This window comes from Chryseobacterium sp. Leaf394 (assembly GCF_001424105.1).
Lineage (GTDB): Bacteria > Bacteroidota > Bacteroidia > Flavobacteriales > Weeksellaceae > Chryseobacterium.
In genome coordinates this window covers 361,878-374,069 of sequence record NZ_LMQH01000010.1, presented here as the reverse complement: position 1 = coordinate 374,069, position 12,192 = coordinate 361,878, and the positions used below count along the sequence as shown (strand labels likewise).

At 38.4% G+C, this 12,192-nt stretch carries 8 protein-coding genes; 2 read left to right on the top strand and 6 right to left on the bottom strand.

Translation table 11 applies throughout. The annotated features are described in order from the left end of the window. Positions 1-70 precede the first annotated feature (70 nt). Together ASG21_RS04525 and ASG21_RS04520 are read left to right on the top strand one after the other, a co-directional pair. Positions 71-514 carry a nuclear transport factor 2 family protein gene (locus ASG21_RS04525; protein ID WP_056076503.1) on the top strand — a complete coding sequence of 148 codons (444 nt, stop codon included), beginning with the start codon at positions 71-73 and terminating at the stop codon, positions 512-514. 31 nt (positions 515-545) lie between these two features. After that, positions 546-1,103: a hypothetical protein gene (locus tag ASG21_RS04520; RefSeq protein ID WP_056076500.1), complete on the top strand. Its 558-nt coding sequence runs from the start codon at positions 546-548 to the stop codon at positions 1,101-1,103. A gap of 14 nt (positions 1,104-1,117) precedes the next feature. Here ASG21_RS04520 and ASG21_RS04515 read toward each other — a convergent pair whose 3' ends face one another. The 6 genes from ASG21_RS04515 to ASG21_RS04490 form a co-directional block, all read right to left on the bottom strand. Continuing rightward, on the bottom strand, positions 1,118-2,521 hold the full coding sequence (locus ASG21_RS04515) for a glycoside hydrolase family 140 protein (RefSeq protein ID WP_056076497.1): 1,404 nt from the start codon (positions 2,519-2,521) through the stop codon (positions 1,118-1,120). Positions 2,522-3,106: 585 nt separating this feature from the next. Beyond that, positions 3,107-4,258: an alpha-hydroxy acid oxidase gene (locus ASG21_RS04510; RefSeq protein ID WP_056076494.1), complete on the bottom strand. Its 1,152-nt coding sequence runs from the start codon at positions 4,256-4,258 to the stop codon at positions 3,107-3,109. 108 nt (positions 4,259-4,366) lie between these two features. Beyond that, complete coding sequence (locus ASG21_RS04505; RefSeq protein WP_056076491.1) at positions 4,367-5,752, bottom strand: FGGY family carbohydrate kinase; 1,386 nt, start codon at positions 5,750-5,752, stop codon at positions 4,367-4,369. A gap of 308 nt (positions 5,753-6,060) precedes the next feature. Further along, complete coding sequence (locus tag ASG21_RS04500; RefSeq protein ID WP_056076488.1) at positions 6,061-7,338, bottom strand: TIM barrel protein; 1,278 nt, start codon at positions 7,336-7,338, stop codon at positions 6,061-6,063. Positions 7,339-7,523: 185 nt separating this feature from the next. Next, positions 7,524-9,626 carry a bifunctional rhamnulose-1-phosphate aldolase/short-chain dehydrogenase gene (locus ASG21_RS04495; RefSeq protein WP_056076485.1) on the bottom strand — a complete coding sequence of 701 codons (2,103 nt, stop codon included), beginning with the start codon at positions 9,624-9,626 and terminating at the stop codon, positions 7,524-7,526. A gap of 487 nt (positions 9,627-10,113) precedes the next feature. Next, positions 10,114-12,180 carry a RagB/SusD family nutrient uptake outer membrane protein gene (locus ASG21_RS04490; RefSeq protein WP_056076484.1) on the bottom strand — a complete coding sequence of 689 codons (2,067 nt, stop codon included), beginning with the start codon at positions 12,178-12,180 and terminating at the stop codon, positions 10,114-10,116. Positions 12,181-12,192 lie beyond the last annotated feature (12 nt).

Sequence of the window (12,192 nt, the reverse complement as noted above, 5' to 3'; positions counted from 1 at the left end):
ATACTTTAAAAGAATAAGATTCTAATTATTATCGGAATAAATTTAAATCTTTAAAAAAATATTTAATTAAATGATCAAGAAATTAATTTTTGCCATGAGTTTTTTAGTGGCAATCACTGTTTTCGGACAGAAAAAGAATGATATCCAATCTGTAACAAATGCAGCTGAAAAACTGAGATCAGCGATGATCAGCGGTGAAAAACCAGCATTGCAATCTTTAATTGTACCGGAACTGACTTACGGACATTCGGGTGGTCATATTGATGATGCCAAAGAATTTGTTGAAAAACTGGTCAGCAAAAAATCAGATTTTCTAACGATTGATATTACGAACCAAAATATACAAATCGTCGGAAATACTGCGATTGTCCGTCATCATTTTTATGCGACGACTGCTGATTTGGGAAAGGAGCCGGGTGATGTGACTTTGGATATTTTATTGGTCTGGACAAAGGTGAAAAACGACTGGAAATTGCTGGCGAGACAGGCGGTGAAATCGGAGAAGAAAAAGTAAAGAAAGAACCAAGTTGTTTTAGTGAGATTTAATGAAAAATTACACAACAGAAAAATATAAAATTAGTATTTACTCTGACACAACTTTTAGCGAAGGCTCGGCTGACAATATTAATCAATATGATTTTGCTTATTTAGACGAATCTGAATATCACCCTACAACAGTTTTTGGAATTAAAATTTTTAATGAAAACAGACTTATCAAAAGCGCAGCAATTGGTTCCGCTGGTGGATCAACAGGTATTCATGAAACTTCGACAATAATTGAACCCGACAGAATAATCATCTGTTGCTCCGATACTGTTTTTTGTTTATCAATTCCTGAATTAAGTTTATTGTGGCAAACGAAAGCTGATCAAGCAACTTGTTTTGAAATTTTTAAATGCAAAGATGATTATATTATTCATGGTGAACTTGAAATTTCAAGACTTGACAAAAACGGAAAAATTGTTTGGCAACAAGCTGGCAAAGACGTCCTTACTACATTGGATAGCTACGACACTTTTGTAATTACTGATGAATATATTTTGGCTACCGATTGGGAAAACAGAAAATATAAATTTGATTTTAACGGACAAATCATCCTCTAAAAAAATTGCGGAGTTCACAAATAATTCTTCGAGGCATCCATCGCCACAAAAACAAAATCCTTAGCCTCTCCATTCTCTTTATCAGGAGTAATCTGGAAAATTTTATTTCCATTAGACTCGCCAAGGTATTGGTAAACGCCGGTTCTGGGATTGTACCACCAGCATTTTTTCCTCTTACCACTGATTTTCGACAAATCGATCTGCATATTTCTTCCGTTGTAATTGTAGACGAGCAGATAATCTGCTCCGCGGGTAGCAATAAGTCTTTCGTAGCGCTCGCCCACTTCGCCTTTGATAATACTTTGATCAGGAATTCTTTCAAAATAAGGAAATTTCAACATTAGATTTTTTAAATACTGCATCTGCACAAAACCTGCGTCATTGAGACAGTTGTACCACGCACGCTGAGCTCCGTATGCAGGCGATAAACCTGGTCTGTAAAACTGCATAATAGAATTATGGCCGTACGTATGCCCAAAAGAACCGGCAAACACCGACCAATACGCATATCTTCTTACATCGTGATCTTTCCATCGTGGTTCGCTGGCATCATGAAGTCCCTGTGGAATGTCTTCGTAGGAAGGTTCGCCATCGATGATAGGTTTTAAAGGTTTCATCGAAAGTGCTTTTTCGGCATATCTCCAGTTATCTTCTTCGGTATCGGCAATTTTTTTCGCTTCACCGTCGCCTTTCCGCTGTCTATATCTTCTGTGACCGCTTTGGAACATATTAAAATCCAACCAACCGGCACTGTTAAACCAATCTGCTGAACTCGTAGCACCGAAAGGATGGTAGGTCATCAAATGGTTTTTGTCAACGGACTTTATGCTGTTGGCCAAAGCTTGCCAGACTTCTGTTTTGATGTCGCCTTTCATATCGCCTCCGATAAACCAAATGATATTGGGCGAATCTTTATACCGCTCTGCTAAAAACTGTCCGTACTTTTTTGCCTGATCTACATCCATTTTTCCTGCTTTTACCAATCCGCCCCAGATGCAGACCATGCCGATGTAAATTCCATTTTTCTCGGCTGTTTTTACAATGTAATCCATGTGATCCCAATATCCATATACCCCTTTCTGATTGATGTTGCTGAAATCAAAACCGTCAGTATTTGAAGGTTGACCGTATTTGTTGTAAGCAGGAACGGCATTGATGGTTTGAACCTGAACGACATTGAATCCGTTTTTTGCACATTGACTCAGATAAAAATCTACTTCATCCCGATCGGTACGTTCCGGCAGAAGCCATCCGGTTTCTCCTAACCAGAAAAATGGTTTTCCGTTTTTGTGCTGCAAATATCTGTTGTTAGAGCTGACCTGCAGAGCTCCATTTGACCATGGTAATTCCTGTTTTTTGTTTTGAGAAAAGGTAAATACTGAAAAAATAATGAGGAGAAATATGAGGAATTTTTTCATGAGAGTAATTTGGTTTTTAAATGATTTTGTTTTTGATTATCTTTTGATTTCATAACTGGATTTTATCACTAAGACCACTAAGTATTTCACTATGAAGTCAAGGCTTGTGAACCTTGTGAAAATCTTTGTGTTCCTTGTGGTAAAAAATATGTACGCAATAATTTTTCAAACATTACACAAATTGTTTTAACGCAAAGATTATTTTTAATGTTGCATTTTTTTAAGAAAGCTAAGGCAAATAAATTTGCTTCGCAAAGCTTGAAAACATTCTTTGAATATTGATTAAAAATAGTATTATAAAACAAAAAATACAATTCACCGAACTGTATTTTTTTTGCTATGATTATTCAAAATATTTTATTTTAACGCAAAGTGCACAAAGAATTTTTAAATATTATCTGCTTTTAAGTTACACAAAGCCGTTTCACTTATACAAGCTCACTAAGCTTCTCATTCATTACAAAATAAGGACATCTTTTGATTTGAAAATTGATGGTTCCCATTCTGTAAAACTGTATTTAGATAAAAGATGTTTTAATGAAACTTAAAAACTTCCAGTTTCCATCACTCAGCTTCCCGCTCAAATTACTTCACCCTAAACTTCTGCAATTGCTCTGGCGTATCACAGCAAACCTGCTCCATCACCTGTCTGAACTGCATTTTAAGCATTTCAATAATATGATCGCCACCTTTGTTGCCTAAAGCTCCGACGGCATACATAAACGTTCTTCCCATAAAGGTAAATTCGGCGCCACAGCTCAAAGCACGGGCAACATCCGGACCGGTTCTTACGCCGCTGTCCATCATGATTTTAATCTGACCTTTGTATTTTTCGCTGATCTCTTTTACTACAGCAATAGTAGATTCTCCTGCATCAAGCTGCCTTCCACCATGATTGGAAATAATCATTCCGTCAAAACCTAAACGAACTGCTTCAGCTGCATCTTCATCAGAAGCAACGCCTTTGATGACCAATTTTCCTTTCCACTTATCGCGAATGGCTTTGATTCTGTCTGAATTTAATCTGCCGGAAAAAGTAGAGTTCATGAACTGTCCCAGTTGTTTCACATTCATGTTTTTGTCCATGTATTTTTCCATTGTTTTAAAACTCGGAACGCCATGTTTTAAAATTTCAAGGCACCATTCTGGTCTTGCTAAGGCTTGCGAAACGTTTCTGAAATTCAGTTGTGGAGGCATCGCCAAACCGTTTCTAATCTCTTTTGCCCGGTAACCGAACGTAGGAACATCGGACAAAACACATAAAACGTCATAGCCGGAAGCTTCACAACGGTCAAGAATATCGTCACGCAACCATTCTTCTCTTGGATGATAGAGTTGATACCATGCTTTTCCTTCCGTTAATTCAGCAATTCTTTCGATACTGCTGGTTGTTACCGTACTTAAAATGAACGGAATATTATGTTTAAAAGCTGCTTTAGCTAAAATTTCCGGAGCATTCGGCCACATCAAACCCTGCAGACCAACCGGAGAAATTCCGAACGGTGCGGAATATTTTACTCCGAACAGTTCCGTTTCCATATTGGCCTCCGTGTAGCTGTTGTTTAAATATTGTGGACGAAGGAGAACATCTCTCAATTCACTTGTATTTCTGTCGCGGTTGATATTTTCGTTACAGCCGCCATCAAGATATTCGAAAGCGAATCGGGGCATTTTCTTTTTTGCTTTTTCGATCAGCAATTCGAGGGAAGCGTAGTTGGTATCAAATGGAAAGGACATAGTTTGTTGTTAGATGTTGGATGTTGGGTGATGGATGTTTAATGTTGATATTAAAAACTAAATTACTTTTTAATTACCGGCATCTGACTTCCAGCTTCCAACAAAAATTTATAAATTAAGGATTAAAGGCTGAAGCACTTTCATCTGATAATGCTGCTGTAAAAAAGTTTCGTCTATTTTTTTGTTTGAAATCACCATTGATGCACCCAAAGCCGATCCCAGCGGAGAGTGTGTTGACATCACATTGTAATGTTGGAAATGGTGAGACATCAGTTTCATAAAGACATCATTGTCTGTGAAACCTCCGTCAATGTAAATATTTTTTATTTCTGAATTTCCGATGGCGTTTGTGATCGTATGAATCTGCAGATCCATTAATTCAATCATTAGTTGGTGGTAGGCTTCTTCAAAGGTTGCGAATGAATTTAAATCTGTTGCAGTAATCATTTTACGTTTTAAAATAATCCCTTCAAAACGGAAATAAATGTTTTTATTTTTCATCAGACGCAGGTACAGATCCTGATCAAACTGCACTTCTCTATGGAAACCATATTCTTTTCCATAGTATGCACACAGTTTCTCAACCTGAATTTTGTACTCATTCCCCATGAAAAAACGGGATGCTTTCACACGTTTTCCGTCAATTCGCATGTAGTTCAGACAATTGTTTTCGATATCTTCATCCGTTAAACTTTCATCGTTGAATGGATTTAAAGAAATACTCCACGTTCCTGTTGAAAGCAAGAGAAAAGGTTCTTTTTTACTTAAAATATAAGGTAACAGTGCGGAAGAACTGTCGTGAATTCCAACGCCGATTTTTATTTTTTTATTTCTGTAAGACGTGTTGATGCTTGCAGAAGTCGGAACGATTGGTCCCAATAATGCATCAATTCCCTCTTCATAAACCCAGTCGTGGTAATCTGCTTTGTCGTAATCCCAAAGGTTGGTATGACAGCCGATTGAGGTAAATTCCGAAACGCAAATTCCGGTGAATAAATATGATAAATACTGAGGTAAATGAAGACTGTAACGGATTTTTTTGAAAACTTCCGGATGTTTGTATTTTAACCAGAATAACTGCAGTCCTGAGTTCAGCATTCCGGTTTGTGGAGATGCAGTTTCGCGGGCAATTTTCAGTTTGCTACCATGTTTTTCGTAAAATAAATCAAGAATATCCTGATCCATCGGTTTGGTGTAATTGTACAGAGGCGTCAGAACATTTCCTTTCTGATCAAGGTGCACAAAACTTGCTCCGTAGGTGGAAAAATTGATGGCTTTTACTTCAAAATTTTCATCATCGAGAATAGCATTGAAGTTATCTTTGATCCAGTTTTGGAGTGCCGCAAGATCTTCTGTGGGATAACCATCTTCATCGGTGGTAAGGGGAAGTTCGGTGTATTCACGCACAACTTCTTTGTAATTTTTATCAAATAAAAAAAACTTTTTGTTGGTTTTTCCAATATCAAATACGATGGTTACCTTTTTTTTGGACATTCCTGAGATGAATTTAATGATTTATTATAAATGGGAATTAGTTTTTTCAAAATTTGATTTAGAATCAGTTTAAAAATTTTTTCTTTTAACGCAAAGAGCGCAAAGATTTTTTTAATTTTTCCTGCATATTTTTAGTTTGTCCCGAAGTTTCGGAATTCTACGTAGCAAGGAAACACGAATGTATAATTTTCAAAAACCATTAAAAAGTGTTTAGTGATTAAGCCTAAACACTTTTAACGGTAATAATTAAGGATATATAATTAAACTTTCGATTGCACCTGAAAGTAATTATCAAATTAAAACGGATCTTATAATCCGGTTGCTTTTGCCCAGCCTCTCTCAGAAATCAAGGTTTCTCTCACCTTTAAACTTCTGTAAGCAGCAATCGGGTCTAAAGCCGCGCCAGTCTGCAGTCTAGCCGCTTTCAACAATGGACGAACATCTGTTCTGTATGCATTCTGCAAAATATCCTGCGCCGCAACAACGTCATTATTAAGTTGTGCTTCTTTTAAGGCTTTCTGATCAACCAAAAGTGCCTGAGCATAAGCGATTAAGATGGCTTCCAAAGACTGTAATAAATCTTCCAGAGGATCTTTGATGTTGTGACTTGCGTCAATCATCCATGCCGGATAAGGATTATTTTTATTATTTTCCATTCCGTACACCAATTCATTGAAGATCAAGAATAAAGCATAAGGTTTGATAGAACCCACCGTCAAATCATCATCACCATATTTGCTGTCGTTGAAGTGGAAACCACCCAATTTACCTTTGTACATCAAGGTTGCAACAATCTGCTCGATATTCGTGTTTGGTAAATGATGACCGAGGTCAACCAATGTAAAAGCTCTTTCACCACAAGCGTTTGCCAGCATGAAAGAAGTTCCCCAATCCTGAATGGTTGTTGAGTAGAAATTGGGTTCGTAAGGTTTGTATTCGATGAACAGTTTCCAGTCTTCCGGCATTCCTGCGTAGATTTCTTTTAAGCTTTTTTCAGTGTTTGATAAAGCAGTCTGGAAGTTTAACTGTCCTGGAAAACTTGCTCCGTCAGCCAACCAAACGGTTAAGCTTTTTGAATCTAATTCTTTTCCGATTCTGATTACTTCTTTGTTGTGTTCAACAGCGTAAGCTCTTGAATCTTCGTTTACAGAATTTAAAGAACCGAATTTATATGAATGTTTTGCATCCGGCTGATCCTGAAATGTGTTTGAATTCATTGCATCAAAGATCAATCCGTGAGACGCCGCACTTTCTTTCAAAGCACTTACATCACTGGGAATATCCCATGGAATGTGTAGTGAAACGGCTCCAGCAGAATGAGTCAGTGCGTGAAGCAGTCCAACATCATCTAATTTCTGTTCTAAAACAGCAGGTTCGCCACCGTAAGAAAATCTTCCGAAACGGGTTCCGCCTGCGCCCAAAGCCCAGCTTGGAATTGCCACCTGAAAATCGGCGATTTTGTTAACGATTTCAGCAACGTCTGAACCTGATTTTGTTAATTTATCTGATAAATATGCGAAGTCTGAATTGAAATTTTCAACTTCGTTTTTGTTGTGTTGTTCAATGATATCTTTTCCTATAATCATATTTTAATTTTTTACCACAAAAGTCACAAAGCTTTTTTAATTTTAAAGCTAAAGTAATACTATTTAAAGTCCAAATAAGCAGGCTGTTTCTTTGTAAACAAATTTCCATCATTCTTTTTTGATCTTCTCAAAATTCGAATAATATCTCTAATAACTTTTGTGACTTTTGTGGTTAGATTTATTTATTATCTCGGGAAAGCATTCGCCATTCCGCCATCTACATTGATGATATTTCCTGTGGTTTTATCTAAAATTGCTACACAAGCGAAAACTCCGTTTGCAATGTCTTCAGGAAGGATAATTTCGTTTAATAAATTTCTTTTTGCGTAAAATGCAGGTAATTCTTCTACAGAAATTCCGTTGGCTTTTGCACGGCCTTCTGCCCATGAACCTTCCCAGATTTTGCTTCCAACGATTACGCCGTCAGGATTTACCACATTCACACGGATTTTATCTGCTGCCAATTCTGCTGCCAACAATCTTGTCATGTGTTGTTGCGCTGCCTTTGCAGTTCCGTAGGCTACGTTGTTTGGTCCGGCAACCAATCCGTTTTTACTGGCAATGCTTACGATGTCTCCACCTAAATTCTGCTTTTTCAAAACCTCAGCACCGCTTTTCGCCATTAAGAACTGACCTTTTACCAATACATTTTCCAGTAAATCCCAGTCTTTTGTAGTGGTGTCTTCCAAAGATTTAGAAATAGCCAAACCTGCAGAATGTACGATGATGTCTACTCCACCAAAAGCTAAGACAGCTTCTTTGAAAGCGTTCGCAATTGCCTCTTCGCTGGTCACATCACAAGTCACGGCTACAGCCTGATCTTTGCTGTATTTTGCAGTCACAGATTCTACTGCTTCCTGATTTAAATCTGTGTAAACAACAACTGCACCTTCCTGAACCATTTTGTCAGCAATGGCCTGCCCGATTCCGCCGCCTGCTCCAGTTACGATAGCAACCTTTCTTGACAATGGTTTTTCTTTAGGCATTCTCTGAAGCTTAGCTTCTTCCAATAACCAGTATTCTATGTCGAATGCTTCCTGTCTTGGTAGAGAAGTATATTCAGAAATAGCTTCTGCACCACGCATTACGTTGATTGCATTCACATAAAATTCGTTGGCAACACGGGTTGTCTGCTTATCTTTTGAGAAACTGAACATTCCAACTCCAGGATAAATGATGATCACCGGATTCGGGTCACGCATTGCAGGACTGTTTGGATGTTTACACGTTTCGTAATAGTCTTTGTATTCCTGTCTGTACTGTTCGAAAAGTGGATTTAATTTTTCTAAAATAGCTTTAGAATCGCTTAAATCTTCATTTTTATCTAAAGTCAACACTAAAGGCTGAATCTTTGTTCTTAAGAAGTGATCCGGACAAGAAGTTCCAAGCGGAGCCAGTCTTTCCAAATCATTACTGTTGATGTATTCCAAAACAACATCGCTGTCTGTGAAATGACCTACCATTCTGTTTTCAGAAGAGGCTAAACCTCTTAGCAAAGGCATGATCTGAGCAGCTTTGTTTTTACGTTCGTCAGCAGGAAGAGATTCTACTTTCTGTCCGCCAAAAACCTGTCCTTTTTCTTCGATTTTTTTAGCGATATACTCAGAAGCCATTTCGATTACTTCCAGACTGTTCATGTAAGATTCGTAAGAAGTTTCTCCCCATGTGAATAAACCGTGGCTACCTAAAACGATTCCTCTGATTCCAGGATTGTCGGCTAAACATTTTTCCAGCTGCAGACCTAAATCAAAACCAGGACGCTGCCATGGAACCCAGCCCATTGTATCTCCCCAGATTTCTTTGGTAATCGCTTCGCTGTCTTTAGCTGCAGCGACTGCAATTAGAGCATCCGGGTGAAGGTGGTCGATATGTTTAAATGGAAGTAAACCGTGAAGAGGCGTATCAATAGACGGAGCTTTGCTTTCAAGATCAAAAATACAGTGGTCGAATAAACCTACCATTCTGTCTTCGTCTGCCAGTCCTCCGTAAACATTTTTAAGATTTCTTAATCTTTCCGTATATAATCCGGCGATTCCTTTTCTTGTAAGTGTTCCGATGTCACCACCTGAACCTTTTACCCACATTACCTCAACTTCTTCGTTGGTTAATGGATCTTTTTCTATGGTTTTGCAACTTGTGTTACCACCACCATAATTGGTAATTCTAAGGTCTGCTCCTAATATGTTTGAACGGTATAAAAATAAAGCCACCTGGTCGTCGCCAAATGATGCCGCTTTTTCTTCATCCCATAAATAATCTACGTATTTAAATGTTTTTACGTTTTCCATTTGTTTTCTTTTTGTTTCTGAATTTTACCCAAATTTAGACTGTTATCTAATTTACAGCATCCCGTACTATACTGCTGAATGCTTGTTTTAGAAAATAATTAACATTTAATTTAAAAGCATTATAAATGTCAGTCAAAATCTTTTTGAGCGGTTGATAATTAATATTTTGTGATGATTTCTGTAAGAATTAAACAGTGAAGAAAAATTTAAGCGTTTTAAAAAAAATTCTGTGAGATTTAAGGTCATTTTTGTCGTTTTGTCACTAAGAAGAGACAGGTAATCGCTCTATGATCGGTATATGCTTCCCTTATGCCCGATGTATCATCATTAATAAATGAGAAAAACTGAAGCATGACATTCTGACAAAACTTTAAACAATTACTTAAAAGATGAATTTTTCTTAAAATAAAAAGCAGCCAAAGCGATAACTTGTTTATGGCGTAAGGCTGCTTTTAATTGCTTATTTAATACTGTTTAAATTAAACTTTTAGTATCCTGGCAACTGTGTAAGGTTCGGGTTATCAATCATCGGGTGACCTGCAGACTGATTTGCGAATGGCAACAATTCTGTTTTGTTCGGTACGAAACCGTAGAATAAGCCATCACCACCACCCTGAATCCAGTTTGGATAGGTTCCTCCATTTTCTGCTGAACCTGTAGGTTTTGTGTAGATGATGTTCCCAATTTGCAAGGTATTCACTGCTCCTGAACTGAATCCTACCGTTCTTCTGGCATTCGCATTAAATGTGCTTGTATACGCCTGGAACATGTTTGCCGGATACCAAAGATCGGTAGCTACTGTGGTCTGTCCGTTTGCAGTTGCAATATTTCTGAGCGCTGTCTGATAAGCTGCATAACCTGCTGAAGTTGTTGGAATTGCTGAAGCTGTAGCAATCTGTGCAGGATTTGTAAGGTCAATATAAGTGATCGCTAAGAAAGGATCTCCGTAAGCCTGAGCATCTTTACGATATTTATAAAGACGGATTGCCGGTGTATTGGCATAAGGACCTGTTTTGTCTGAAAGGTTTTTCATTGCCTGTCTCGTAGCCAGAATTTCGCTTTCGAGTTTATTCATTCTGATCAAATCTGTACGTAAAGTAAACTCGCCTGCAAATTCCCATTTACGCTCCTGAAGAAGTGCCTGATCATAAGCTGCCTGACCTGTTGGAATTGGCATTGAGCCGATACCTGCACGGTTTCTCACCTGTTGCAAAGCTGCGTTTCCTGCTGCCGTAGGACCATTGTTAAGATAGTTTTGAGTTTCTGCAAACATCAACAATACATCTGAGTACCTGATCAACGGGACATTCAGGTTACGTGAATCTGCTGCCTGGGGAGCCACACACCACGATATTCTGAACTTACCCGGCATGATACAGGAAAATGTAGTACCCACATCCACCCAAGTATCAGTGGCAGCACCTGCATTCAGGAAATAAATACTGTATGCGGTACATGAAACATCTCTACGTGTATCTCCTGCTGCAAAAGAAAGATAGTAGCTTGGCAACATAAACTGTAGTGCTTTACGTGATCCAAAGACACCACCACGGCTTCCAGGATGTGCATATACACCGAATCCCCCGTTAGTATTTGGACCGAACTGAGCAATCTGCCACATCACTTCCTGATTTAGGGTACTTAAATTTCTCTGGCAGAAATTAAACCATAAGCTTTCGAAACCACTTTTTCCTCCTGAAGCCTGCATCAATGAGTTCTGACCTCCATTGATTACAGCTAAACAGGCATCGTTTGCAATCTGATAAAGCTGCTGAACCCTGGCATTATCAGGACGGCGGGACATTGTTCCCGGTGTTGAAGTATTTAAAGGCCAACGAAGAGAATATCCACCTGCATACAGTGCGATTCTTGCTAAAAGAGCATTAGCAGCAGGTCTTGTTAATCTTTCAGTTGTAGGAAAACCAGCCTGTCCGAGAGTAGGCATTGTGGCAATAGACTCCTGAAGATCTGCGATGATGCGGTCATAAATTTCGTCACGTGAAGCACGTTTAGGGTATAAAGTGTTGGGATCGTTGGGATCCTGTTCTTCAAGAGGCGTCCAAACTGCCGGTACATCACCATATACTCTGATGAGATTATAGTAACAATATGCACGGATCGCTTTCGCTTCAGCAATTAAAGCATCACGTTTTGCACTCGGTTCCATTTTGCCTATTTTGCTGATAGCAATATTTGTTCTTTCAATCGACTGATACATTGTACCATAAATCCCGGTAAGGGTATTTGGGATAAATGCATCATACTGATAGTTTGCGATGTTGTATTTTGAATTGTTGGTAGAGCCATCTTCACTAGAGTGCGTTACAGTATCACCAGCACCTAACTGATAATACATTTCAGTAGGTACCAAACCGCGGTAGCATCCCTGTACAAACATATCTGCTGTGAGAAGACTTTCGAAAACAGTGTCGGTATCAACAGAATTATATGCAGGCTGCTCTAGGAAATCTTCGCTACATGAGTTGGTAATCTGTGTGGAAATCACCAAAGCAGGGATGATAACCAAACTTTTAATAAAAGTATATTTTTTCATGACTTTTTAATT

Excerpts from the sequence above, each read along its gene's own strand:
- ASG21_RS04525 (WP_056076503.1), top strand. The coding sequence starts at position 71 with ATGATCAAGAAATTAATTTTTGCCATGAGTTTTTTAGTGGCAATCACT.
- ASG21_RS04520 (WP_056076500.1), top strand. The coding sequence starts at position 546 with ATGAAAAATTACACAACAGAAAAATATAAAATTAGTATTTACTCTGAC.
- ASG21_RS04515 (WP_056076497.1), bottom strand. The coding sequence starts at position 2,521 with ATGAAAAAATTCCTCATATTTCTCCTCATTATTTTTTCAGTATTTACC.
- ASG21_RS04510 (WP_056076494.1), bottom strand. The coding sequence starts at position 4,258 with ATGTCCTTTCCATTTGATACCAACTACGCTTCCCTCGAATTGCTGATC.
- ASG21_RS04505 (WP_056076491.1), bottom strand. The coding sequence starts at position 5,752 with ATGTCCAAAAAAAAGGTAACCATCGTATTTGATATTGGAAAAACCAAC.
- ASG21_RS04500 (WP_056076488.1), bottom strand. The coding sequence starts at position 7,338 with ATGATTATAGGAAAAGATATCATTGAACAACACAACAAAAACGAAGTT.
- ASG21_RS04495 (WP_056076485.1), bottom strand. The coding sequence starts at position 9,626 with ATGGAAAACGTAAAAACATTTAAATACGTAGATTATTTATGGGATGAA.
- ASG21_RS04490 (WP_056076484.1), bottom strand. The coding sequence starts at position 12,180 with ATGAAAAAATATACTTTTATTAAAAGTTTGGTTATCATCCCTGCTTTG.